This window comes from Xanthomonas sp. NCPPB 1062, from assembly GCF_041481705.2.
GTDB classification, from domain to species: domain Bacteria; phylum Pseudomonadota; class Gammaproteobacteria; order Xanthomonadales; family Xanthomonadaceae; genus Xanthomonas; species Xanthomonas euvesicatoria.
The window spans coordinates 4741747-4766279 of the sequence record NZ_CM192987.1; the positions used below are offsets into that span (position 1 = coordinate 4741747).

Consider the following 24533-nt stretch of genomic DNA (forward strand, 5'->3'; position numbering starts at 1 on the left):
CGTTGAGAGGTCACAGGTTTCGATTGCACTGGATCGCATCACTGCACCGCCACCTGGGTCTGTGCGGCTTGCAACGTGTCCGATTCCACATGCACGGTGATCGTGCCACGCGCCCCGGCCTTGGCACGCACGATCGCCAGGCACAGCCCATTGAAGGCATGACGTTGCGACGCAGCGAACGTTTCCAGATTGGTGGGGTCGCCGTTGTCGGTGGCCACCAACTCGCCAGGGCCTTCGATGCGGAAGCGCAGGCGGTCGCCCGCGGTCGGTGCGGGACGTCCGTCGCGATCGAGCAGGCGCACGGTGATGAAGCTCAGGTCTTGTCCGTCGCCGCGGATACTGCCCCGATCCGGCGTCAGCTGCATGCGCGCGGCGCGGCCTGCCGTCTGCACGCGCTCGCTGGCCCACGGCTTGCCGTCCTTGTACGCCTGCACCCGCAATTCGCCCGGCTGGTACACCACCGCGTCCCAGCGTAGCCGGTACTGCCGTGGCGCCTTGCGCTTGCGCCCCTGCGAAACGCCGTTGACGAAGAGTTCGGCCTCGTCGCCGGAGGTGAACACATGCACGGGCGTGACCTGTCCTTCGCGCCCTGGCCAGCTCCAATGCGGCAGCAGATGCGCCACCGGCAGTTCCGGACGCCAGCGCGACTGATAGAGCCAGTAACGGTCCTTCGGGAAGCCGGCCAGATCGAAGATGCCCGAGTAGGAACTGCGCGAGCTGTAATACGGGGTGGGCTCGCCCAGGTAATCGAACCCGGTCCAGACGAACTCACCGGCCACGTAAGGGTGTTGATCCAACGCAGCGAACACCTTGTCCGCGCTGGAGCCAAAGTCCACCGCATGCAGTTCGTACGCGCTGACCTGATGCGCCACCGAATCGCCGCCACGGCCATCGCGTACCGGTGCGCTGTTGTCCGCAGTGACCGGAAACAGGTACACGCCACGACTGCTCAGTGCCGAGGCAGTCTCGCTGCTGACAATGGCCTTGTGTGGAAACCGTGCATGGAACGCGGGGTATTGCGGCGGTTTACGGATGCGCTCGGTACCCTCGAACTCGGCTGCATCGCGGATGCCTTCGCCCTGGTAATTGAGGCTGACGACATCCAGCGCAGCGGGCAGCGGCATCTCGGGCGAGGCGTAGTTCATCGCCACCGTGGCCGGGCGCGTCGGGTCTTCTGCATGCACGATGGCGCGCAGCGTGCGCGCAATCGCCGCGCCCTGTTGGCCGGTGTATTGCTCGCCAACCTCGTTGCCCACGCTCCACAGCATCACCGAGGGGTGGTTGCGGTCGCGGCGCAGCATCGCGCGCAGATCGGCGGCATGCCACTGCGGAAACACCAGATGAAAGTCCAGCGGGGTCTTCTTCATCTCCCAACTGTCGAACACCTCATCCACCACCAGCAGACCCATGCGGTCGGTCAGATCGAGCAATTCGGGCGCAGGCGGGTTATGGCTCATGCGGATGGCGTTGGCGCCCATCTGCTGCAGCAATTGCAACTGTCGCTCGGCGGCGCGCCTGTTGAACGCTGCACCGAGCGCGCCCAGGTCGTGATGATTGTTCACCCCGCGGATCGGCACGTGCTCGCCGTTGACCAGTAGGCCCTTGTCGGCGTCGAACACGATGCTGCGAATGCCGAAGCGGGTTTCGTAGCGGTCCACCACGCGTCCCTGTTGGTCGACCTCGGTGACGGCCACATAGCGATGCGGGTGCTGCGTGGGTGGAGGCCCCCACAGGCGCGGGGCATCGATCCGGGTGCTGCCTTGCACCTGCGCCGTGCCGCCGGCAGGGACGCTGATGGGCTGCGCGGGAATGCGCGCGACCGCTTCGCCACTGGGCCGGTCGCTTGCATCGTCGAGCAGATAAATCGCTGTGCGCACCTGCGCCTGGGTTGCGCCGCGGGCGGCGTTGTCCAAGGTGACGGTCAGCTGCACCTGCGCCGCATCGGCCGAGACGTACGGCGTGGTCAGCTGCGTGCCCCAGTGCGCGATATGCAACGGCGCCGCTTTGGTCAGCCACACGTTGCGATACAGCCCGCCGCCCGGATACCAACGCGCCGACTCGGGCGGGTTATCCAGGCGAATGACCAGCTGATTGCGCTTGCCTGCGATCACATACGGCGTCAGATCCACGCGCCAGGAGCTGTAACCGTACGGCCAGCCGCCGACAAGTTTGCCGTTGAGCCAGACCGTGGCGTAAGACATCGCACCATCGAGATCCAGAAACATCGCGCGGCCGCGATCGCTGGCCGGGATGTCCAGGCGCTTGCGATACCAGCCGATGCCCCAGCTCGGCAACCGACCCATGCCACCGTAAGGCCCATCTGCCAGGAACGGCCCGGCAATGGCCCAGTCATGCGGCAGGTCCACGGTTTCCCATGCGCTGTCGTCGAAGTGCGGCTGCACATACGCCACCGTGCTGCCCGGATTGCCTGGAGGGCGTATGTGCCGTTGGGCCGGGTCTGCGATCAAACCGTTGGCGGTGGGCAGGATCCACGGCTTGAGCACGCGCACGGCGGGCGCATCGATGAGCTGCGCTTGTTCCGGCTGCGCATCGGCCACCCTGCCATCGCTGCTGCGCACCACCTGCGGGCGCACATCGTAGTCCAGGATTTCCTGGTTTGCGGGCGGGTCGCCACGATGAAAGCGCCACTGCGCATCCAGCGAAATACGTTCGCGCGAGGCGTCGCTGGCAGCGTGCGGTGCTGCGATGATGGGCCATGCACTGCAGAGCCAGAAAAGCCCCGTGCAGGCACGTACTGCATAACCTGCGCGCAGCGCTCGTGTGACGTTGTGCTTGGCGTGTGCACGCATCAGTTCACCGATCCTGCCGCTGCGAAGGATGCAGTGGCGCCGCGTGCGCACGCCTCGGCACTGCCGCCCTCCGTTTACGCCACCTCACAAGTTGTACGCTTGCTTGGGTAGGCGGTAGGCCAGGTCGATTGCCACCTCGGTTGCCTCGTCCTCTTCCAGCCGGTGCTCGGCAACGAGTTTGGCCAGGAAGGCGCTGTCCACGCGCCGCGCCACATCGTGCCGCGCGGGAATGGACAGGAATGCGCGGGTATCGTCGTTGAAGCCCACGGTGTTGTAGAAGCCGGCGCTGGCCAGGGTCTGCTCGCGAAAGCGCCACATGCCCTCCGGCGCATCATGGAACCACCACGCCGGGCCGAGCAGCAGGGAGGGGTAATGCCCGGCCAATGGCGCCAGCTCGCGGCTGTAGCTGGTTTCGTCCAGGGTGAACACGATCAGGCGCAGGCGCGGGTCGTTGCCATGCCGATCCAGCAAGGGCTTCAACGCATGCACGTAGTCGGTGCGCATCGGAATGTCGGCGCCCTTGTCGCGTCCGTACTGCTCGAACAGCTGCCGATTGTGATTGCGGAAGCAGCCCGGATGCAGCTGCATCACCAGGCCGTCGTCAAGGCTCATCGCCGCCATTTCGGTCAGCACCTGCGCACGAAACAGTTCGGCCTGCTCCGGCGTGGCCTCACCGCGCACCACCGTATCGAACAGGCGCTGCGCTTCGGCTGGTGACAGATCGGCGGTCGCGGCGCTGGGGTGCCCGTGATCGGTCGAGGTGGCGCCATGCGCGGCAAAGAACGCACGCCGTTGCCGATGCGCACGCAGGTAGCCATCCCAGCTGAGCACGTCCTCACCGGTGAGCGCGCCGAACTGCTGCAGCGCGCCGGCAAACTGCTCGTGCTCCGGGTCCACGACCGGGTCAGGGCGATACGCCGTCACCACCCGTCCCTGCCAACCGCTGGCGGCAATGGCCGCATGGTGCTGCAGCCGATCCAGCGGCGATTCGGTGGTGGCGATCACCTCGATATTGAAGCGCTCGAACAGCGCACGCGGCAGGAATGCCGGCGTTCGCAGCGCGGCGGTGATGTGGTCGTAATAGTGATCGGCGGTGCCGGCATCGAGACGGATACGCAAATCGAAGACATCATGGAACACATGATTGAGCCATAGCGCCGACGGCGTGCCGCGCAACAACGTGTAGTGCTCGGCAAACACGCGCCATGCCGCACGCGGGTCGACTGCTGCGCGGGTTCCATCTGCGCGCGGGATGCCCAGGGCATCGAGGTCGATGCCCTGGCTGTACAACATGCGGAATACATAATGGTCCGGCACCAACAACAGTTCGGTGGCGTTGGCAAACGGTGCATTGGTGGCGAACCAGGCCGGGTCGGTGTGGCCATGCGGGCTGATGATCGGCAGCGTTGCAACCTGTGCGTACAGGCGGCGGGCGATCGCGCGCGTGCCGGGATCGGCCGGCAGCAAACGATCGGGATGCAAGGACAACACGGAAGAACGCATGATCGATATCAGCCCTATGGACAATGAGAAGGAAGCCCGGTCAGGGCCTGCTGGCAACGTAGCTGCGTAGCCAGGTCAAGGCCGGGCGTTCGCTGCCGTCGTAATTGATCAGATACGCACCTTCATTTTCACGCCATAGACCGTGACGGAAACCCCACACGTTCACGCCACGCACGGCCGGATGCTCCCAGAACATCGGGAAGAAACGCTGCCAGGCTGCCAACTGCTGAGCGTCGGTACGCCCATCCAGGTCGAACTCGGTGATGTAGATCGGCAGTCCGGTGGACGCCAACAGGTCGAGGTTGGCGCGCTGCACCGAAACTGAGGGGCCGTTGCTCGACAGGTGCCCCTGGATGCCGATCGCATCGATCAGGTGTTCTTGCTGCAGCAGCTGGATGGTGTGCAGATACTGCCTGGCTTGGTCGTTGTACTCGGTGACGTTGTAGTCGTTGATCATCAACTTGGTATGGGGGAAATACTTGCGTGCCAGGCGGAATGCCTCAAGCACCCAGTCCACGCCGGTCGCCCCGGTGCCGCCCAGTGCCCGCAGATAGTTGCCCGTATCGCTGCGGCGATTGTCCGGCTGGTTGTGACCCGGCAGCGTCTCGTTGGCCACCTGCATCAAGTCGATGTCGGGGTAGCGCTGCGCAATCGCGGCAAACCAGTGCTCGATCGCCGCAAGCTGCTCGTTTGGCGGCAGGTTGCGCACCCACGTCGGCTGCTGGGCACCCCAGAGCCCGACATGGAACTGGAATTGCATGTGGTTGCGCTTGGCCAACTGGTAAGCCTCGTCGAGCGGGCCCCAGTTCATCTGGCCGCGCACGGGCTCGACGCTGCCCCATTTGCCCGCATTTTCGGGCACGTCGGCGTTCCAGTAGTTGGTGAAGCCCTGCGCTTGCTGTGGGCTGTAGGCGCTGCCCAGGACGCGCTGCTTGCCGGCAGCGATGGGCCCGGCAACAGCGGACGCATACGCGCCCAGCAACAGCACAAGCGTGAGCGGATAACGGAGTTTCAACATGTTGGCATCCTCGATAAGTGAGCAAGGCAGCTACGGAAAGGAGCAGGTGCGCTGACGTGCGTCGGATCGACGCCAAGTGCGCAGACACCTGGAACCGCGTCTAGGCCGGTTGCTCCACTCGCGCCGGCTGCGTCGTGACACCAGGCGGTGCACCACCGCCAGCGCCAGAATGTAGGCCGCACCCACCGTAAAAAAATTTCGAAATGTAGCCGCCGATGGCCTGCAAAACGAAACCAATGAACGGTGTGATCAGGATGGCGCCGAGGCTGTCCATTCTTGCGACTGCAGGACAAGCAAGCAGGTCAGCAAGCAGGTCAGCAAGCAGGTCAGCAAGCAGCGTAAAAGGACATGCCGACCCGCCTTGGTGTGCGGCAGTGGTCAGCGCGGTCAGCGAGGCTATTTGCCACACGGCGCATGCAGCCAACACGATGACGTGCGCGCATCGGCATAAGGTCAGGACACCAGACAAAGGTCTGTGAGCGCGGCGCGCATCAATAATTGTCATGGCGCAGGTGCACCGGGATGGGCTGCAACGTAGTCGCGCAGCCACGCGAGCGCCGGACGTTCGGTGCGGTCGGCGCGGATCAGGTAGGCAGCTTCCTTGTCGCGCCACAAGCCGGGCCGAAAGCCCCACAGGGTGATGCCATGCACTGCCGGGTGGTCCCAGAACACCGGAAACACACGCTTATAGTCGGCCAGCTGCTGCGCATCGGTCGGCCCGTCCAGATCGAACTCGGTGATGTAGATCGGCAGGCCTGTGGCGGCCAACGCATCCAGATTGTCGCGATGCACCGACATCGCCACCTCCGGCGTGGTCTCGAAGGCATGCTCCTGCACCCCGATCGCATCGACCAGGTTCTCACGCTGCAGCAGCCGCACGATCTGCAAATACTTCTGTGTGGCCTGCGCGCTATTGGTGATGCTGTAGTCGTTGATCATCAACTTGGTGTTGGGAAAATGCTGGCGCGCAAGCCGAAACGATTGCAGTACCCATTCCCAGCCGCTGTCGCCGTTACCCCCCAGCGCCTGCAGATAATTGCCGCCGCCGGTATCGGCCTTGCTGGGCGGGTCGTTGAGTGGCTCGTTCACCACCTCCAGCAGCGCGATCTCCGGGTAGCGCTGCGCGACGGCGGCAAACCATTGCTCGATCTCGCGGCGCTGCTCGGCCGGCCGCAAGGTCTTGATCCATTCCGGCTGCTGGTTGCCCCACACCATGACATGCATCTGGAATGGCATCTGATTGGCCTGGGCAAACCGGCATGCCGCATCCAGCGTGCTCCAGTCCATCTGGTCGCGCACCGCCTCCACACTGCCCCATTTGCCGCCGTTTTCCGGGGTGAGCTTGTTCCAGTACTGCGCAAACCCCGGCGCCTGCTGCGCGCCGTACGCACTTCCGAGGAACTTGGACGCCGCCGCTGCCAGCGGTGCCGCGTGGGTTGGCGCGGCCATGCCCGCCGCCATCAATAACCCCAGTGTTACTGCGCGCATGTGCATAGGCTCACCTCAGGACGATGTCGGCGCTGGATCGACAGGCAACTGCGCCGGCTCCAGCTGCGGCACCAGCGTGTGCACGACGGCCAAGGCCAGCAGGTAGGCAGAGCCTGCCATCAGAAACACCGGCACATAGCTGCCGGTGGCTTGCAACAGAAAGCCGATGAAGGTGGCGATCAGCATGCCGCCCACCGCACCGGCAAAACCGCCGATGCCCACCACCGTGGCAACCGCGTGGCGCGGAAACATGTCCGAAGGCAGCGTAAACAGATTCGCCGACCAGCCCTGATGGGCGGCGGTGGCCAGCCCGATCAGCGCGACCGCCAGCCACAGGTTGTCGGCGCGTGCGGCAAAGACGATGGGCACGACGGAAATCGCGCAGATCAGCATCGCGGTCTTGCGTGCGCGATTGACGCTCCAGCCACGTGCGATGAAACGCCCGGCCACCCAACCACCGGCAATGCTGCCGATGTCGGCCAGCACGAAGATCACGATCAAGGGCACGCCCAATTGCAGCAGGCTCAGGCCATATTCGGCGTGCAGGAACTTCGGCAGCCAGAACAGGAAGAACCACCAGATCGGGTCGGTGATGAACTTGCCCAGCACAAACGCCCAGGCTTGCCGATGCTGCAGCACCTGTAACCACGACAGGCGGCGCTGCACCGGCTCATGCGCATCGCTGCGGATGTGCGCCAGTTCTGCAGCAGACAACCGGGGTTGCTGCTCGGGCGGGTGATAGCTGAACCACCACACCGCCAACCAGGTTGCACTGAGCACGCCGGTGAACAGGAATGCCGCCTGCCAGCCCCAGGCGGTGGCAATCAACGGCACCAACAATGGGGCAACAATGGCCCCGATATTGGAGCCGGAATTGAAGATGCCGGTGGCCAGCGCGCGCTCACGGCGCGGGAACCATTCGGCCACCGTCTTGAGCGCTGCAGGAAAATTGCCCGATTCGCCAAGGCCCAGGAAAAACCGCGCAATCGCAAACCCCACCACGCTGGTGGCCAAGGCATGCCCCATCGCCGCCAGGCTCCACAGGCCGATCGCCAGCGCATAGCCGAGCCGAGTGCCGAAGCGGTCGATTACCGCACCGCTGCACAGCAAGCCCAGCGCATACGCCGCCTGGAATGCGGTGACGATATAGCCGTACTGGATTTCGTTCCAACCGATCTGCGTCTGCAGAAACGGCGCCAGCACGCCCAGTACCTGGCGGTCCACATAGTTGATGGTGGTGGCCGCGAGCAGCAGGGCGCAGACCCGCCAGCGCACCCGGCCGAGCCTTGCCGTTGCGGCCCCCGGGGCCGCGGCGGGCACCTCGCTCATGCGCGTGGCCTATGCGGGCGCGCCAGCGCGCCAGCTTCCTGCGCGGATTGCCCGATGTGGTGCAAGCGTGCACCCATCAGGTACCGGCCGGGACCGTCGCAGCCGTGTTCTTCGGTTCGATTCATCGACCACTGCACCTGCACGAAGGTGGCCTTGCGCCACGGATGATAGCGCTACCATTACCACGGCATCGCGATAAATCCATCGCGCAGTGCAGCACTGCGCCTCCGTACGCAAGCGCGTCCGGCGCGACGGCGTGGGTTGGCCGGCGACCTGCCGGCGCGTGCACGCATCTATGCTGCCCTGCAGCGTGATGTTCCGAATTTGTTAGCGCTAACATCAAATGCACTGATCGTCCGTCTCCCCCATCGCACCATCGTCGCGCCGCGCAACGGCAGCGGCACTCCCTGCGCAGGGGCGATGCGTGGGACATCTGCTACCTGTTAGGGAAGGGATTACGGTGAAGAACAGCTACGCACGAACCGCGTTATCCTGCGCGTTGGGATCCATCCTGCTGGGCATGTCCAGCACCGCCGCCTGGGCACAGTCCGCCGATGCCCAGAGCACGGCGCAAACCCCGCCAACCACTGCCGGCAATAACGATGCGGTGACCCAGCTGGATACCGTCACCGTGTCCGGCTACCGACGCAGCATCCAGTTCTCCACCGACGCCAAGCGCGATTCGGTCGGCTTTGCCGACACGGTGTTTGCCGAAGACATCGGCAAGTTTCCGGACATGAATATCGCCGAGTCGCTCAACCGCATTCCCGGCGTGCAGCTGGCGCGCGACGTCAATGGCGAAGGTCTCAATATCGCCATCCGCGGCCTGGGCACCAGCTTCACCAAGACCACGCTCAACGGCGCCAGCATCGCCACTGCTTCGATCGGTCTGAATGCGCAGAACCAGAACCGCGAAGTCGATCTGAATCTGTTCCCCACCGAATTCTTCACCCAGCTCACGGTGAGCAAGACACCCACCGCGAGCATGCTCGAAGGCGGCGTTTCCGGTGTGGTGGACATGCGCAGCGCGCGCCCGTTCGACCGCCCCGGCGTGCACTTCACCTATCAGGCGCAGGCCGACTGGAACAGCACCAGCGAAAAAACCACCCCACGCGGCGCTTTCATGGGCAGCTGGACCAATGAAGCAGGCACCTTCGGCGCACTGTTCGGTGTGGCGTCGGTCCGCAGCAAACTCGGCGTGCGCGGTTTCGAGAGCGTGGGCTGGACCAACCCCGGCCTCACCTACACCCAGTGCGGTCTCGCGCCGCCGGCAGGAACGCCAGCCACCAACCAACCGGCGGCTTGCAACGTCAATGGCGGCGGCAACTGGCGCATTCCAGACACTGTGCCCGCCACTGCCGGCAGCGGCCTCACCACCGGCGAGACCATCGACGCCGCCTGGCTGCTGGCGCGCAACCCGGGCCTGAGCATCGACCAGATCAGCGACGCGCTGATCCCGCGTCTGGGCCGCAGCGTCTACATGAGTGGCGATCGCGACCGCGATGCGTCGGTGATGTCGCTGGAATGGCGCCCTTCCGACAGCATGCATTTTTACCTGGACACGCTGTACTCCGAAGCCGAGCGCACCACCGAGCGGATCAGCATGAATCTGATCGGCCGCAACGGCAACATGATTCCGCTCGGCATGCAGCTGGATCAGAACAACGTGGTGACCAGCGCCACCTTCGCCAACGCGCAGTACTTTTTGGAAGCGCGCCCGTACCACGAAAACGTCAAGTTCTGGAGCGTCAATCCCGGTGCGGAACTGCTGTTTGGCGCCGAGCAGGACATCAAGCTCAATGTGCAGGCCAATGCCACCCGTAGCTGGCTCGCGCGCGAATCGCCCAGCATCCTGGTCACCTCGCCGTTCACCACCGTGGACTACCGCAACGAAGGCGGCGACCGCCCCAGCATCACCAGCCCGCTCGATCTCAACGACCCCAACCTGGGCTGGGGCTGGACGGGTGGCCGGGTCAATATCCAGAACGAAAAGCGCCAGACCGAAACGCGCGGCGCGCGCGCCGACCTGCAGTTCGGCGAGGACAAGCGCAACGTCAAGATCGGCGCGTCCTACGACATGGCCGAGCGCACCATCCGTGGCTTCGACAACAGCACCGCCTGGGAACAGGTGGTGTGCCGCGGCAATGGCGGCAACGTGTGCAACGGCGGCGCCGGCTCGGCAATCCCGAACGCGGCCCTGGCCAGCTATCTGAAACCCGGCCCAGGCGGTTTCATCACGGCCGACTTCTCCCGCTTCCTGGCCGACACCAACTACTACGCGCTGCGCGATGCCGCACCGGAGAGCAACTCGGCCAACACCGGCGCTTCGACCGGCGGCATCCGCGAAAAAAATCTGGGCTTCTACATCGAGACCAATGCGGAAGCCGATGTCTGGAACCGCACCATGCGCTTCAACGCCGGCGTGCGCTATGTGACCACCGACCAGACCATTACCGGCCCGGTCACCATCAATGGCGTGCGCAGCGTGCAGGTGCTGGATTCGGATTACAAGGAAACCCTGCCCTCGTTCAACGTGGCATGGGACGTGGCCGACAAGGTGGTCATGCGCCTGTCCAGCTCGCGCACGCTGACCCGCCCCGATCCCAGCGCGATGCTGCCCAACACCAACTTCAGCGACCCTTCCGCGCAGACCGCTACGCAGGGCAATCCGAACCTCAAGCCGTATCTGTCGACCAATGTGGATTTCGGCGGCGAGTGGTACACCGGCGGCGAAGGCTATGTGGGCCTGACCCTGTTCAACAAGCGCATCACCGGCTTCACCGTCAACGGCATCCGCCGCATTCCGTTCAACGACCTGGGCGTGAACTACGACACGCTGCTGCCGATCCAGCAGGCCGGCCTGGCCCAGCGCGGCGGCCCCAATGCGGCCACCGTGGATGTGCAGACGCAGGTCAATGCCGATGGTGTGCTCAATATCCGCGGCACCGAGGCCATCTGGGTGCAGCCGCTGGACAAGCTGTTCGACGGCCTGGGCTTCAGCCTCAACTACACCCACGTCAACCAGCAGTCCGAAGGCGAAGGCGTGCCGGCGGTGGCCGTCGGTGTCGCACCCAACCTCTGGAACGGCACCGTCTACTGGGAAAAGGACGCAGCCTCGATCCGCCTGTCCTACACCTGGAACGACGACATGGTGATCTCCGGCGCAAACCAGAACGGCATTCCGTATGCGCGCCTCAACGCCGATGCGCGCGGCCAGCTCGATATGTCGGCGAGCTACGCACTGGATTGGCTGCCGTCCAAGCCGCAGATCACGCTCAACGTCACCAATATCACCAACGAACCGTTGCGCACGACCTTCGCCTGGCCCAACGCCACCTACGACCTGTATGAGCCCGGGCGCACCGTCATGCTCGGCATCCGCGGTACCTTTTGAGTGTTGTCGTCATCGGTCGCCGTTCCTCCCAGCGGCGACAGATGGCGCAATGCGCGCCGCGGCGTTTTCCGCAGCATTCTTCGAGTCCGTCCCATCTCATGAACGATCGGTCACAGCAGCTCTCCTTGCGCGAAAAGATCGGCTACAGCCTGGGCGACCTGGCTGCCAATCTGATCTTCCAGACGCTGGTCACTTTCCTGGCGTTCTTCTACACCGATGTGTTCCGCATACCTGCCAGCGTGGCAGCGACGCTGATCTTTGTGGTCGGCATGCTGGGCGCGTTCGTGTTTACGCCGGTCATCGGTATCTTGGCCGATCGCACGCGCACCCGCTGGGGCAAGTTCCGCCCGTGGATCCTGTGGACCGCACTGCCTTTCGGGGCGTTGTCGCTGGCCGCCTTCAATACGCCCACGCTCGGCGAGCAGGGCAAGATCGCCTACGCCTTTGCCACCTACACCTTGCTGATGCTGGTGTACGTCGCCAACAACCTGCCGTACTCGGCCTTGAGCGGCGTGCTCACTGGCAGCATGGAGCAGCGCAACAGCTTGTCGGCGTATCGCTTTCTGGCGGTGACCTTTGCGCAGTTCATCATCCAGGTGCTGTTGCTGCCGTTGGTCTTGATTCTGGGCAATGGCGACAAGGCGCAGGGCTTTCGCAACACCATGGCGCTGTTCGCGGCGATCGGCACGCTGTGCTTTTTGATCACCTTCTTCACCACGCGCGAGCGGGTGCTGCCGATCAGCGAACAACGCAACAGCGTGCGCCAGGACCTGACCGATCTGGTCCGCAACAAGCCCTGGCTGGTGATGCTGGCGCTCACCATCCTGGTCTTCATCAATCTGGCGATGAAGGGCGGGATGTACATCTACTACTTCAAGTACTACCTCGACGCGAATGCGTTGACGCAGTTTCTCGACCACGCCGGGTTCAACCGCTTCATCGCCGGCATTAACAGCGTCCTGACTGGCGCCGGCATGAGCGCGTTGCAGTGGCCACAGGACGCGCCGACTTCCGCATTTAGCGTGTTCAGCGCCGGCGGCATCCTGGCGATGATCGTGGGCATCGGTTTTTCCAAACGCCTGGCCGACCGCTTTGGCAAGCGCAATGTCTTCGGCGGCGCGCTGCTGATCTCCACGCTGTTCCTGCTGGCGTTCTATCTGTATCCACCGAATGCGATCGGCTGGGTGTTCGCTTCCTACGTCCTGCACGGGTATTTCTACGGCATCACCATCCCGTTGCTGTGGGCCATGATCGCCGATGTGGCCGATTACTCGGAGTGGAAGAACCACCGCCGCGCCACCGCCATCATCTTCTCGGCGATGTTGTGCGGCTTGAAGATCGGACTGAGCGTAGGCGGCGCACTGGTCGCCGGCATCCTGGCGTTTTATGGCTATGACGCAGCACTGCCGCAGCAAGGCGCGGCCGTCACCAACGGCATCCGCCTGGCCATCAGCGTGTACGCCTCGCTTCCGTTCCTGCTCGGCACTGCATTGCTGGCGCTGTACGAAATCGACAAGGCGCTGGAAACCCGCATCGAGCACGAACTGGGCATGCGCCGCCAGGCCGCACCGCTCGCCACTGTCTGACCTCCCCTCCCACTTCATGCACAGGTACGCGCATGTCCGATGAACTGCAAGCCGCTAATCTGCAGGCGCTGGCGCGCACCGCCATTTCCGCACCGCTGGTCACCCACCTCTACACCGCCGACCCGTCCGCACATGTATTCGACGGTGCGCTGTATATCTATCCCTCGCACGACCTCGATGCCGGCGTGGCCTTCAGCGACGACGGCTCGCATTTCGACATGGCCGACTACCACGTGTTGCGCATGGCGCATCCGGGTGCGGCGGTGGAAGACCTCGGGCAAGTGCTGCATGTGCGCGATGTGCCCTGGGCGCAGCGGCAGATGTGGGCACCGGATGCGGCGCAACGCAACGGCAAGACCTATCTGTACTTCCCCGCAAAACGCGCCGACGGCATGTTCCAGATCGGCGTGGCGGTGGGCGATCGCCCCGAAGGCCCGTTCGTCGCCGAGCCGCAGCCCATCGCCGGAACCTACTCGATTGACCCGGCCGTACTCGCCGCCGACGACGGCGCGCATTACCTGTACTTCGGCGGCATCTGGGGCGGCCAGCTGCAGCACTACCGCGATAATGTCTACGCGCAGACGCATCAGGAACCGGTGGGCGAGGCACCCGCACTTGGCCCGCGCGTGGCGCGCCTGCACGCGCACATGACCGAACTGGCCGAACCCAGCCGCGAAGTCGTCATCCTCGACGAACACGGCGCCCCGCTGCGCGCAGACGACCACGCCCGCCGCTTCTTCGAAGGTCCCTGGGTCCACCAACATGCAGGTCGGTACTACCTGTCGTATTCCACCGGCGACACCCACCAGATTTGCTACGCCACCAGCGACTCACCCTACGGCCCGTTCAACTACCAGGGCGTGCTGCTCGCACCGGTGGTCGGCTGGACCACGCATCACTCCATCTGCTTGTTCCAGGAGCAGTGGTATCTGTTCTATCACGACAGCGTGCTTTCGGGCGGCCAGACGCATCTGCGCAGCATCAAGATGGCACCGCTGGAACATGCTGCAGATGGAACGATCGCGACGATTTACCCGTATGGGGAGGATGCGGTATCGCCTTGGTGAGTGCTGTTGGGTAACCGGCTGCCGCGATTCCAACCAACCCGTCATGACTCGACCGCCGTGGCTGAACGACACGTCCCGTCACCGCTGCGCTTCCAGGGCGCGTCGTGAGCCTCGTTGCGGCTGATCGTCGACCCGGCGCTCACCGCGCGGTGAGCGCGCGTTTGCTGGCATGCGCAAGGCGTCGGCGCGGCTCTTGAACGCCGCCATGACGTACCGAGCGTTATCGTCGTCCCACTGGCGAGAGGGCCAGCGTGCGCCCAGTCCGGAACTGCATCGCATGGGGTCGCATCCGGACGCACTGCAATGCCGTAGGCCTGTCTACGGATTCTTCAGGTGGAGGTTGCCATGCGAGGTGGTTCGATGCTGTTGTTGCTGACCTTAGCGGTCTATGGGAGTGCGAGTGGGAGCGAGTCGCGTGCCGCCCTGCCCCGTGCAGATAGCGTCGATGTACCGCGCTTCATGGGCGACTGGTACGTCATCGCGCATATTCCGACCCGCCCGGAACGCAACGCCTACGACGCGGTGGAGAGCTACGCGCTGCGACCGGATGGTCGCATCCAGACCACCTTCACGTATCGCAAGGGCAGCTTCCAGGCGCCGCTCAAGTCGATGCATCCGATCGGCCAGGTGGCGAAGCAGGGCAATGGCGCGCTCTGGCGCATGCAGTTCTTCTGGCCGTTCAAGGCCGAGTACGTGATCGCCTGGCGGGATGCGGAGTATGCGCAGACCATCGTGGCGCGCAGCAAGCGCGATTACGTCTGGTACATGGCGCGTACCCCACAGGTCTCCGATGCCGACTATCAGCAGGCCGTTCAACGCATTGCCGCAATGGGCTACGACGTCTCACAGCTACGACGTGTGCCGCAGTCGGCGCGCTGATGCAAAAGCGCCCATGGGGAATCTGCACGCCGTGCAGTCCTCGAGCCGGCCGAGCGCCTCAGGCGTCGTTCGCGTCCACAGAAAGTTCCCATCCATCGTTCAAGCCGCCCAAGGGCTTGGCCTCGGTTGCCAAGTCGTCCTCGAATGCCGAAATCGCCTTGTACGACGGCGCCATGGTCGGATAGACCGTCACATCCATGGGAAACGCCGTATTTTCCGGGTAATGACAGCAGCGAACTTTCTGCTCGAAGCGAAGCATCTTCACCGAGAACTCAAGCGCCGATTCCTTGCTGGGGAAGACGACTGAAAAAGCGATTTCCCGCGGCTTTGAAAGGTCGACACCTTGCTGTGCGATATGCCAGAGCGTGTCGCCGTTATCGTCTTTAGGATACAGAACCGGATTTCGTTGCATGGTGGCTTCAATTTTTTGCGACCAATTGGCCGTGGAGGAATATTAGCGCCTGGCTTGTGTGCGGTCTGGCATTAACTTTTTTCCTGAAAGCAGATGAGATCAGAAGACTTATCGTGCTCATTATATTTTTTGGACGAACATAAAATTTACCGCACCACCATCTAGCGCAGTCGAAATTGTCGGCTGGATTTTAAGGAAACCCTCACGGGCCATCCTTATCTGATGGCATACTTTCTATTTTCATAGTTAAAGGCTGTTCGCCGGATAGGACAGAGATCGCCAACTGACGAACACGTTCTTGCTCGTCTTCGACGCGCCCATGCGCTGATGGCGAGTAAACACCTTTTTTAAGTTGAACTCGATCAAATACTAAACCCACTTCCACTGCAATCGCATATAAAACATTTACAAATAGCTCATGCCCACGACTAACCCATTGTTGGGCGGGCTCATTGTCGATAAGTGTATTTAAATGATCAAGATACTCTCGCCACGCGTCTAAGACACACTACTCTTTCTTGGTTCGTTTGCGAAACCCAAAAATACGATCACCGTAAAAAGCAAGATCAATCATGTTCAGTGCTTGGACATTATCTGAACTCAACCGTGATGCACGTGTTGCCATTAAGGTGTGAAAGACCCACAACTTTCTCTGTCGTGTTTCGCGCAAAAGCTCAATCCATTTTTGCACTCGCACAGCAACAATTGGCCCAAGTAGCGTCGCAAGAATTATCAGCCCATCACTGATCGTCACGGTTGCCGGTGATGCCACACACACCTCCTGATTTTTAGTTTATTAGCTACGCTCGCACGGAGCGCTGGCTCAACAACAGATCTCCTGTTTTGAAGCTCACCTCATTCAGTTTCAGTACGCAGCTGAGCTTAAATTTCCATTGCATACTAGTACTTACTTATCTAGCGACACAGTAGTGATAACCGAAAAAAGCGCAAGGACTCTAAGCCTGCATCTTGACTCCCCCCATGCATCAGTAGCACACTCCTTCACGGAGCGTAGCAACTCCATAGACAGCGGTGCCACCCCCGTCAAGCGGTGGTTTTTTGTGCCTGATGTTCGGGTACATGCTCGGCGTCTCCACGTCGGGAGGGCGGCGAATACAACACCCGCAAGGGAAATAAGCCCGCCGTCTGTCTGCGGTTGCTAACCTCCCGGCATCCCGCCGCACCGTGCGGCGGGAGCCTGTCCGGAGAGTTGAGCATGGAGCAGTCTCTGTTCGGGTATTACCTGCTGCCGGAAGATGCGCAGCTTCGATTGCTGCAGACGCGTGATCATTTGCGCTTTTTAGCGGCACTGGTGTGCGCTAAGTACTCTGCAGACGCGTCTAACCCTCACAAAGTGACGGTGACACCGGACGCCTTGGAATTTTGCTTTGAGTTATTAGCAGAACAAATCGAACAGGTACTAAAGCAAATCCAGCCCCCTTAATCTGCCATGCATGGAGCTTGGCCCGAGTCACCAGCGCAGCAAGAGTCTGTTCCTACTTACGCTTTGGCGGCGGCGGCTCATAGCCTCGAGTAGTCCTGTTGTCGTTTGCGTAGCCCTCATCTTTGCGGGCTGGAGGGCGCTGGGGTTGTGGATTGCTTGGTGGTCGGCTGGGTGATTTTTTGTCTGTCATTTGGGTTCTCTCGTTTTGTGAGGTTCGTTTTAACAAATGCCGCCATAAAGCATATTCCAAATAAAAACAGAACAGCTCCACTCCCGTTGAGCCAGCGGGTAAGCTGAGTGTAAAACCCTCCTGGAGGTTTGCAAAAGATGGTTCCATCGTCGCACTGCAATATTGCTCTACGTAATGCAAGCCGACTGACAAAAAAAGAACCAAGCATTGCCGACGTGCTTAGCGCCCATAATATCCACGCTGCAACAAGCCAAGAGGAGTTCTGAATCGGATTTTGGCCGACAATGTCTTTGACAAATGCGAAGGAAATTCCTAACGCGCCGCCAGATAAAGTAAGCACAGTCTTATCGTAGTCTTCTTGAGCTTTTTGCTCGGCGACGACAAGCCACTGCCTGTATTCAGGATCTACCTCGTCGCGATTTGCGTTCTCTCCCGCGTTAGTCGCCATCTATCTCACCCTAGATCGAAGTTGCCTTTCGTACGGACCTTATTTGCAACTAATACTCAAGGCACCCAGATCAAATTCATCACCTGCGGATCGGCGGTCACCTTGACCAGCTTGCCGCTGGGGCCGAACTGCACCTGGTACTCGGAGAAGCTGTCGCGCCAGTAGCGCCACAGCGAGGCGTCCAGGTTGGGGTTTTCGCTGCTGATCGGGTAGCCGACCGCCATCAGCACCTGTTCGCGGGTCATGCCGCCGGTGAGCTTGCCATCGTTGATCGCCTGGCGAATCTTGGGCGGGAAGGTAGCGAGCTTGAGCTTGGGGTCGGTGGTGACGACATACCGGGCGGCAAAGGCGGTGTTGTCCAGGTCGCGGCTGTAATCGTTGCCGATGGACTGCTTTTCGCCGGCGATCTTGAGGTTGACGCGGTTGCGGCCGAAGCCGGTGACGCTGACCGGGGTGCCGACCGGGAGCATGCGCTTGCCGTCTTCGGCGTAGTTGCTGTCGCTGATCCAGCTGCCGTCGGTGCGCAGGTTGCAGCACAGAAAGCCGTCGTACTTGGCGACATCGGCGGCGCTGGCCAGGTTGGCGGCGGCGAACAGGCCCAGGGCCAGCAGGGAAGGATGCAGACGCATCGAAAGACTCCTTTCTCGACGGCCGTAGCCGCGCGGCAATGATGGACGGGGCGCGCCGCCGTTTCCCCGCGGCGCGCGGGCATTGTCGCAGCCCCGGGCCGCTTGGCAAGCGCGGCTGACGCGTGCAGCCCGGGGTTGTGTATGCTCGGGGGGTGGACACCCTGTCAACCGCCGAGATCGTCGAGCAGATCGCCGAGTTGCGACGCGCCCACCGCGCGTTGGACGAGGAGATTCAGCGCGTGCCCGCGAACCTGGACGACGAGCTGCAGATGAAGCGCTTGAAGAAGCGCAAGCTGCACATCAAGGACTGCATCACGCGGCTGGAGATGGAGTTGGTGCCCGACGAGCCGGCGTGATGGCTGGTTGGCGGTAGCTTGCGTCAGCTGCAGAAACGGTCCCTCAACCAGAGCTCGTGCTTGCGACGCGGGCACCCGAAGGCACGAGCGCCAGGGGCGCACCAGCCATGCGTTCTCGCCCCGACGTGAGGAAAGGCTTTGATCTGTGCTGGTGGGATGACGCTCTGTAAAGCGCTGGTTCGCGGCTTCCTTATTTCGCCGAAGCAGGCTCTAGCGCTTCGCGTCGAGACATTCCTTCTCGTACCTGGAGAAGCTCACTGCGTCGCAGCCGGAACTGCACGTCTCCTGCATCGAACCGGCTAAACGCATCGCGCCGATAAGCTCCCTTCTCCCACCGGGAGAAGGTGCCCCGACGGGGCGGATGAGGGTACGAGTGCTGAACGTTTTCAACGGCCAAGTCGCTCTACTCTGATTGCGCAGCGCTAACTGCGAACGACCGCTGGCTGCAACGGATCAACACACACATCGGCCACACGACACATACGACCGCGCGGCGCACGTAAGATCAGTGCTCGCTAGGAGCCGCTCTGAGAGTTCCAGCCGCGCAAGCGACACTGCCATCCAGCCAGCGCGGGCGACCTGCCACTCCGTCCCCGCACTGGCGCTGTTTCGATTGGCGCGCGCCCGCTCAACCGGCGCGCAGCAGGATCTTGCCACCTCGTCCCGGTTCGGCACTGGCCGCTGCCGCCTTGGCCGCGTCTTCCAGATCGAACACCGCTTCCACCGGCAGCGCCAGGCTGCCGTCGAGCGCGGCCTTCAACAGCTCGCCGATCATGCGGCGCTTGTCCTCGGACTTGGTGGCGGCCATGACCTTGCTGCCCCAAAAGCCGCGCACGGTGGCCTGCTTGAAGATCACATCGCCGCTGGCAATCTCCAGCGGTTCGCCGGTCATCGAGCCGAACGAGATCAACTCGCCGCCCTCGGCAAGCAGCCCCATCAACTCGCCTGCCGCCTTACCGGCCACCGAGTCGATCGCGCGCACGATCGGTGCATCGCCGGCCAACGCGCGCACGCGGTCTTGCCAACCGTCCTGCGCGGTCGACACCGCATTCCCGATCCCCAGTGCCTTGAGTTCGTCCACGCCGGCATCGCGACGCACCAGATTGATCACGTTGATGCCGCGTGCCGCAGCCAGCATGGCGACGGTCTTGCCGACCGCGCCGTTGGCGGTGTTCTGCACAATCCAGTCGCCTTTGTCGACATTCAGGAACTCGATCAGCATCAACGCGCTCAGCGGCATGGCGATGAGCTGGCAGCCGCGGTCGTCATCCAGTGCGTCGGGCAGCGGGACCACGCCGGTTGCGTCGGCCAGAAAGTAGTCGGCCCAGCTCTCGTGCACGCCGGCGGCGACGACACGCTGGCCGACCTGCAGGCCCTGGACGCCCTCGCCCAGCGCATCGATCACGCCAGACCCTTCGCTGCCGCCGATCGCCGGCAGCGTGGGCTTGTAGCCGTAGTTGCCGCGCACCGTCCACAGGTCATGGTTGTGGATGGGCGAACGCCGCATCGCGATGCGGACCTGGCCCTTGCCGGGTTGCGGTGTGGGCCGTTCGCCGAGTTCGAGCACCTTGGCCGGGTCGCCGAACTGGGTGTGGATGGCTGCGCGCATGCAAGTCTCCTGTCGGCGGCGCCCGTGGTGCAACGCAGCCGATCACAGTGAAAGATGCTGCGATGCTAACGGGAACGCTGCAAGCGCCCGATGAAGCGAACGGAACCGCTGTGTGAAAGCCGCCGGCGCTCGCCTACCGCCACCTCGCCACGCGCCCGACGCGCCCTGCAAGACGTGAAGGCATTCGCCAACGGCCTAGAGCATCCAACAAAACGACTGTGCAGCCGCCAGGCGGGCGCGGCCGGTGCCCGGTATCGGCATGTACCACGCGTACGCTCCGGTTCCTGCCCGCCGTCCACACCCACCTGACGACTGCTCGCCACGTCTTGTCAGTCGCTTTTACTGCGGCGGCACAGCCACGTCCGGCTTGGCCGCTGCCGGGCTGACGCGTTCGATGGTATGGCGCAGTTCGCGGCCGAGAATGAACTTGGCGTCCTTGGCCCAGGCATCCAGGCGCTCGTCGAACATCAGCTTGCTGTTGTCGTCCGGCCACACCAGGCGCAACTCGCGCAATTTCTGGATGAAGCCGCGGAACAGGGTCTTGTCGAAGAACTCCGGCGCGGCCGGTGCATACAGCAGGCTCAGACGCTGCGCGGCCTGCTGGCACAGGCTTTCCAGTTCGCCGGCACCGAGCACGCCCGGGCCGTTCTTCACCAGCACCGAAATGGCGATGTAATAGCGCTCGAACGCTTGTTGCAGCGAATGGCCGATCGCGCGCAGGCGGAACACTTCGTCGGTCTGCCCGGTGTTGCGGGTCAGGATGCCGCCGTCGTCGTCGGTGACGTTGAGCAGCAGGCCTTCGCGCACGAACATGTCGATGGTCTGTTCGATGCGTTCGGCAAAGCGGTCTTCGCTCCACGGCAGGAACAACTCGGCCTGCAGGAACGGATACACCGTGCGGCCCAGGCGCAACAGACCGGCGCGGCTCATGCGGCGGTTGTTCTGGAAGCAGCACGCCACCCACGAAGAAGCGGTGAACAGGTGCAGCACGTTGTTGCGGAAGTAGCTCAGCAGCACCGCGGTATCGCCGCTGACGCTGAGCACATCGCCCAGCGGGTGCGACACGCGCGTGAGCACGTTGATCTCTTCGGCGTGGGTGATGATGCGCGCCGGCGTATGCGGGGTGACGGTGACGCGGTCCGAGTACGGCATCTCGGCCAGCAGCTTCTTGCACAACTCGATCTGCGCGATCAGGTCGGCCTCGCCCATCGCGTGCTTGGGCGTGGACAGCAGGGCCAGCGCCAACAGGTTGATCGGATTGACGTCGGCGGCGCAGTTGATGCGGGTCTGGATCTGCGTAGACAGCATGTCCACCGCGGGCGCCAGCCAGGTGGGTTTTTCGTCTTCCGGCAGCGGCTGGCCGTCCCAATCGGGCGCGTGCTTGGCCAGCACGTCGTTGAGCGCGATCGGCTCGCCGAAGTTCACCACCACCTGGCCGTAGTTCTGCTTGAGCACCTTGGGGATGGACCACAGCAGGCCCCAGATGGATTCCTTTTCCTTCGGCCGGCCGGTGAGCTCGTCCAGGTAGCTGTTGCCTTCCATCAACTTTTCGTAGCCGATGTATACCGGCTGGAACAGCACCGGCTTGCGCGGCTGGCGCAGATACGCGCGCAGCGTCATCGCGATCATGCCGCCCTTGGGCTGCAGCAGACGCCCGGTGCGCGAACGCCCGCCTTCGACGAAATATTCGATGGAATAGCCGCCGGCCACCAGTTGGGCGACGTATTCGCTGAGCACGGCCGAATACAGCGCATTGCCCTTGATCGAGCGGCGGATGAAGAACGCGCCGCCCTTGCGCAGCAACGTGCCGACCACCGGCAGGTTGAGGTTGATGCCGGCCACGATGTGCGGCGGCACGATGCCGCGTTCGTACAGCAGGTAGCTCAGCAACAGGTAGTCCATGTGGCTGCGGTGGCTGGGTACGTACACCACTTCATGCCCGGGCGCGGCCTGCTTGAGCTTATCCAGGTGATGCACCAGCACGCCGGCGTAAATGCGGTTCCACACGTGGGTCAGCAGGAAGCTGGCCGAGCGGACCACCGGGCTGGAATAGTCGGCGGCGATTTCCCACGCATAGGCATGCGCCTTGCGCCAGGCATCGACCGGCTTGGAATTGTCGCGCTTGGCCTGGATGGCGATGGCTTCGCGTACCGACTCGGCGGCCAGCACCTGGTCCACCAGCAAACGGCGGGTAGACAAGTCCGGGCCGATCACCGCTTCGCGGATGCGCCGGAAGTGCGTGCGCAACACGCGCTGCAACTTGCGCAAGGTGCGCTCGGGCGGCAGCCCCTCGGCCATGGTCTGGCGCAACGAAATCGGCGGGGCGAAACGCACGATGGTGGTGCGGCCGTTGAGCAAGACCGACAGCAGGCGGCGGAAGCGGCCGACCAGCGCCCAGTTTTCCGAGAACAGCACCGCAAACCAGCCGCTCTGCTTGTCCGGCGCGCGGCCGACGAAGATCGATACCGGCACCAGATGCACGTCCAGGTCGGCGCGCACGCGGTGCGCCTGCAGCAACTTGGCCAGCGAATCGGAGTGGGTCTTGCCGCCGCGCTGCTCGGGAATCAGCGAATTGCTGCTGCTGCGCCGTGAGAGCGCCAGGTAGGCCCGCTTGCGCTCCAGCGGGTCGCCCGGCAACGGCACCAGCGGCGACGGCAGGCCGACTTCGCGACAGGCCTTGTCCAAAATCAGCGCATTGGACATGCCGTAGTCTTCCAGCACGTACACCACCGGGCGGCCGTCGTCGTAGCGACCGGGTTGGTCCGGCTCGATGGTCAGGCTCAGCCAGGGGTCGGCCAGGCGGCCGAGCAGGCGCGCCCACCACGGGCGCTTGGCGCTGCGCGCAGCGGCAACGCCGGGGGCGATCGATGGCGCAACCGCCGGCGGCACCGGCTCGGCGAGCGGCAAGGCCGCCGTCGTGGCGCCGGTGTCGGCTGCGGCAGTGCTGGGCGGGCTGGGCTGGCCGTCCGGGAACGGCAGGGGATTCTGTTCTGGCATCACGGTCATTATCGCCCAGCCGGGCGTTGCCCGGTGTCGGCAGCCTTCGCCGGCGCGACCGCTGCGGTGTCGGGCACTGCAGTGGCGCTGGGTAAGGGCGCGGCCTGGGCATCGAGCAGCGCCTGCACTTCGTTCTGGGTCTGCAGCTGGTACCAGTGGCCCTCGCGCTTGATCAGCGCGACGTTCAGATCGATATCGTGGGCGGCCAGCGGATAGCGCAGCCGTACCTGGGCGGTGTCGGCATCCTGCTTGATCAAGCCGGTCCGCAGCGCGTCCAGGCTGCCGTCGATCGACAGGTCGTAGCGCTCCAGCACCTTCTTGCAGGTTTCCCAGAACGGCCCGAGCCGGCGCAGGCTTTCTTCCATGCCCAGCCGCTGCAGGTCGGCATCGGAGGTGATGCCGGTGGCACGGGCGGCGGTCACCAGGTCGGCGATGCTGGCCTTGGCGCGGGGGCGATCGGCCAGCGGCGCAGTGGCGGCCCACGCGCTCAAGGCGTCGACCAACTGCACGTAATGGGCGCGCTGCTCGGGCTGGTAGTCGTTGCGGCTACGCAGGTATTGCACGCCGAACTGGCCCAGCGATTGCGCCGCCTGCGCGATGCCCTGGGCCTGGCCGGCCAGCTGCGCATCGAAGGCCTGCTGCAGGCGGCGTTCGGCATCGGGCGCCGACAACGACCCGAGCAGCGCGCCGACTTCATTGGGCAGCGGCAGTTCGGTCAGCGGCCAACGGCTGGCACCGCTGCGCCACGCCGCCTCCAGCTGGGTGTATTGCGCAGGCGTCACCCGGATACGCGCATACGCCACCAGATCATTGCGCCGCAGCGGCAGGGTCATCGCCTGCATCGCCGCGGCCGGCTCGGCCTTGGCGCCGGGCAGTGCGGGCGCGGTCTGGTTGCGCTGGCAGCCGCTCACGCACAGCGCGGCCAGCAGCAGCCACGCGGCGAAGTGGAACCGCCCTGCACGGACGGTAGGTAGCGACATGCGCACGATGTTCCCCCTGATCGATCGGCGCATCTTGCTGTCTGGAGGCATTGGCGGCAAGGCGGGCGCAAACCGTGCGCCACGGTATGGTAGGTAGATGTTACGTTTTCGTAGTTCCTGGCACGTTGTCGACCAGTGTCCGACATTGGCTGCTGATGTCTTATTCGGACAAACTTGTCCAGCGATCGGGCTTCAGCCCTTGCGCCACTTGCGTTTAGCCCAATGCTGCGGCGCATCATGTAAGCGCTTGCAGTTCCTGCTAGCGTGCGCTGCATCTCGCTTGGGGGGTCTCCATCAGATGGGGCTGATGTCATTCATGTGCCTGTGTGACACGGGCGCTCGGTGCCAGCAGGCCGTGCGCCTCCCCCTGGCGCGCGGTGCCACGCGCGTTGAC

General features: G+C 63.5%; 18 protein-coding genes, 1 other RNA gene and 1 pseudogene. 7 read left to right on the plus strand and 13 right to left on the minus strand.

The features are described from left to right. Positions 1-38: 38 nt before the first annotated feature. The 6 genes from galB to ACCQ16_RS20285 all read right to left on the minus strand — a co-directional run bounded on the left by galB (position 39) and on the right by ACCQ16_RS20285 (position 8148). On the minus strand, positions 39-2810 hold the full coding sequence (galB, locus tag ACCQ16_RS20260; protein WP_277573351.1) for a beta-galactosidase GalB: 2772 nt from the start codon (positions 2808-2810) through the stop codon (positions 39-41). An 84-nt stretch (positions 2811-2894) separates the two neighbouring features. Beyond that, positions 2895-4313, minus strand: coding sequence for a glucuronate isomerase (uxaC, locus tag ACCQ16_RS20265; RefSeq protein ID WP_277573350.1), 1419 nt, complete (start codon positions 4311-4313; stop codon positions 2895-2897). 40 nt (positions 4314-4353) lie between these two features. Beyond that, the gene (locus tag ACCQ16_RS20270) at positions 4354-5331 is read right to left on the minus strand and encodes an endo-1,4-beta-xylanase (protein ID WP_008573839.1); all 978 of its coding nucleotides are present in this window, start codon (positions 5329-5331) and stop codon (positions 4354-4356) included. Positions 5332-5431: 100 nt separating this feature from the next. Next, a complete protein-coding gene (locus tag ACCQ16_RS20275) occupies positions 5432-5836 on the minus strand; it encodes a hypothetical protein (protein ID WP_372380128.1) in 405 nt (134 codons plus the stop codon). After that, the gene (locus tag ACCQ16_RS20280) at positions 5833-6825 is read right to left on the minus strand and encodes an endo-1,4-beta-xylanase (protein ID WP_277573348.1); all 993 of its coding nucleotides are present in this window, start codon (positions 6823-6825) and stop codon (positions 5833-5835) included. Before ACCQ16_RS20280 ends, ACCQ16_RS20275 begins: the two co-directional genes overlap by 4 nt. Positions 6826-6834: 9 nt before the next feature. Then, entirely contained in the window at positions 6835-8148 is a 1314-nt protein-coding gene (locus ACCQ16_RS20285; protein ID WP_277573347.1) for an MFS transporter, read from the minus strand. Between the two features lie 460 nt (positions 8149-8608). Here ACCQ16_RS20285 and ACCQ16_RS20290 point away from each other — a divergent pair, with 460 nt between their 5' ends. The 4 genes from ACCQ16_RS20290 to ACCQ16_RS20305 all read left to right on the plus strand — a co-directional run bounded on the left by ACCQ16_RS20290 (position 8609) and on the right by ACCQ16_RS20305 (position 15074). Next, entirely contained in the window at positions 8609-11542 is a 2934-nt protein-coding gene (locus tag ACCQ16_RS20290; RefSeq protein ID WP_029820792.1) for a TonB-dependent receptor, read from the plus strand. A gap of 98 nt (positions 11543-11640) precedes the next feature. Continuing rightward, complete coding sequence (locus ACCQ16_RS20295; RefSeq protein WP_014091494.1) at positions 11641-13128, plus strand: MFS transporter; 1488 nt, start codon at positions 11641-11643, stop codon at positions 13126-13128. Between the two features lie 32 nt (positions 13129-13160). After that, positions 13161-14195 (plus strand): glycoside hydrolase family 43 protein, encoded by a 1035-nt coding sequence (locus tag ACCQ16_RS20300; RefSeq protein ID WP_031424924.1) that lies wholly within the window; start codon positions 13161-13163, stop codon positions 14193-14195. A 345-nt stretch (positions 14196-14540) separates the two neighbouring features. Beyond that, positions 14541-15074, plus strand: a complete 534-nt coding sequence (locus ACCQ16_RS20305; RefSeq protein WP_007965462.1) for a lipocalin family protein — start codon at positions 14541-14543, stop codon at positions 15072-15074. Positions 15075-15132: 58 nt separating this feature from the next. Here the strand turns inward: ACCQ16_RS20305 and ACCQ16_RS20310 are convergent, their stop codons facing one another. Beyond that, positions 15133-15486 (minus strand): ribonuclease E inhibitor RraB, encoded by a 354-nt coding sequence (locus tag ACCQ16_RS20310; protein WP_127165743.1) that lies wholly within the window; start codon positions 15484-15486, stop codon positions 15133-15135. 202 nt (positions 15487-15688) lie between these two features. Next, positions 15689-16264, minus strand: a pseudogene (locus tag ACCQ16_RS20315) (DUF6680 family protein). A 438-nt stretch (positions 16265-16702) separates the two neighbouring features. Between ACCQ16_RS20315 and ACCQ16_RS20320 the strand changes: the two are divergent. Continuing rightward, positions 16703-16930 (plus strand): XAC0095 family protein, encoded by a 228-nt coding sequence (locus ACCQ16_RS20320; protein ID WP_014091498.1) that lies wholly within the window; start codon positions 16703-16705, stop codon positions 16928-16930. 116 nt (positions 16931-17046) lie between these two features. Here the strand turns inward: ACCQ16_RS20320 and ACCQ16_RS20325 are convergent, their stop codons facing one another. Beyond that, entirely contained in the window at positions 17047-17568 is a 522-nt protein-coding gene (locus ACCQ16_RS20325) for a hypothetical protein (protein WP_127165747.1), read from the minus strand. A gap of 56 nt (positions 17569-17624) precedes the next feature. Beyond that, the gene (locus tag ACCQ16_RS20330; protein ID WP_008573822.1) at positions 17625-18197 is read right to left on the minus strand and encodes a hypothetical protein; all 573 of its coding nucleotides are present in this window, start codon (positions 18195-18197) and stop codon (positions 17625-17627) included. 152 nt (positions 18198-18349) lie between these two features. Here ACCQ16_RS20330 and ACCQ16_RS20335 point away from each other — a divergent pair, with 152 nt between their 5' ends. Next, a complete protein-coding gene (locus ACCQ16_RS20335) occupies positions 18350-18553 on the plus strand; it encodes a YdcH family protein (RefSeq protein WP_169306459.1) in 204 nt (67 codons plus the stop codon). Between the two features lie 628 nt (positions 18554-19181). On the opposite strand, the gene ACCQ16_RS20340 is transcribed toward ACCQ16_RS20335, so the two are convergent. Then, complete coding sequence (locus ACCQ16_RS20340; RefSeq protein WP_008573818.1) at positions 19182-20162, minus strand: zinc-binding dehydrogenase; 981 nt, start codon at positions 20160-20162, stop codon at positions 19182-19184. Positions 20163-20421: 259 nt separating this feature from the next. Between ACCQ16_RS20340 and ACCQ16_RS20345 the strand changes: the two genes are divergently transcribed. Next, positions 20422-20497: non-coding RNA, sX9 sRNA (locus ACCQ16_RS20345), on the plus strand. 4 nt (positions 20498-20501) lie between these two features. On the opposite strand, the gene plsB is transcribed toward ACCQ16_RS20345, so the two are convergent. Together plsB and ACCQ16_RS20355 are read right to left on the minus strand one after the other, a co-directional pair. Beyond that, complete coding sequence (gene plsB, locus ACCQ16_RS20350; RefSeq protein ID WP_218492956.1) at positions 20502-23168, minus strand: glycerol-3-phosphate 1-O-acyltransferase PlsB; 2667 nt, start codon at positions 23166-23168, stop codon at positions 20502-20504. Next, positions 23168-24139, minus strand: coding sequence for a hypothetical protein (locus ACCQ16_RS20355; protein WP_031424928.1), 972 nt, complete (start codon positions 24137-24139; stop codon positions 23168-23170). Before ACCQ16_RS20355 ends, plsB begins: the two co-directional genes overlap by 1 nt. Positions 24140-24533: the final 394 nt, after the last annotated feature.

Coding starts and splice junctions, on each gene's coding strand:
- ACCQ16_RS20355 (WP_031424928.1), bottom strand. CDS start 24,139: ATGTCGCTACCTACCGTCCGTGCAGGGCGGTTCCACTTCGCCGCGTGG.
- ACCQ16_RS20275 (WP_372380128.1), bottom strand. CDS start 5,836: ATGACAATTATTGATGCGCGCCGCGCTCACAGACCTTTGTCTGGTGTC.
- ACCQ16_RS20340 (WP_008573818.1), bottom strand. CDS start 20,162: ATGCGCGCAGCCATCCACACCCAGTTCGGCGACCCGGCCAAGGTGCTC.
- ACCQ16_RS20285 (WP_277573347.1), bottom strand. CDS start 8,148: ATGAGCGAGGTGCCCGCCGCGGCCCCGGGGGCCGCAACGGCAAGGCTC.
- ACCQ16_RS20300 (WP_031424924.1), top strand. CDS start 13,161: ATGTCCGATGAACTGCAAGCCGCTAATCTGCAGGCGCTGGCGCGCACC.
- ACCQ16_RS20270 (WP_008573839.1), bottom strand. CDS start 5,331: ATGTTGAAACTCCGTTATCCGCTCACGCTTGTGCTGTTGCTGGGCGCG.
- galB (WP_277573351.1), bottom strand. CDS start 2,810: ATGCGTGCACACGCCAAGCACAACGTCACACGAGCGCTGCGCGCAGGT.
- ACCQ16_RS20305 (WP_007965462.1), top strand. CDS start 14,541: ATGCGAGGTGGTTCGATGCTGTTGTTGCTGACCTTAGCGGTCTATGGG.
- plsB (WP_218492956.1), bottom strand. CDS start 23,168: ATGACCGTGATGCCAGAACAGAATCCCCTGCCGTTCCCGGACGGCCAG.
- ACCQ16_RS20320 (WP_014091498.1), top strand. CDS start 16,703: ATGGAGCAGTCTCTGTTCGGGTATTACCTGCTGCCGGAAGATGCGCAG.
- ACCQ16_RS20280 (WP_277573348.1), bottom strand. CDS start 6,825: ATGCACATGCGCGCAGTAACACTGGGGTTATTGATGGCGGCGGGCATG.
- ACCQ16_RS20295 (WP_014091494.1), top strand. CDS start 11,641: ATGAACGATCGGTCACAGCAGCTCTCCTTGCGCGAAAAGATCGGCTAC.
- ACCQ16_RS20330 (WP_008573822.1), bottom strand. CDS start 18,197: ATGCGTCTGCATCCTTCCCTGCTGGCCCTGGGCCTGTTCGCCGCCGCC.
- uxaC (WP_277573350.1), bottom strand. CDS start 4,313: ATGCGTTCTTCCGTGTTGTCCTTGCATCCCGATCGTTTGCTGCCGGCC.
- ACCQ16_RS20325 (WP_127165747.1), bottom strand. CDS start 17,568: ATGGCGACTAACGCGGGAGAGAACGCAAATCGCGACGAGGTAGATCCT.
- ACCQ16_RS20310 (WP_127165743.1), bottom strand. CDS start 15,486: ATGCAACGAAATCCGGTTCTGTATCCTAAAGACGATAACGGCGACACG.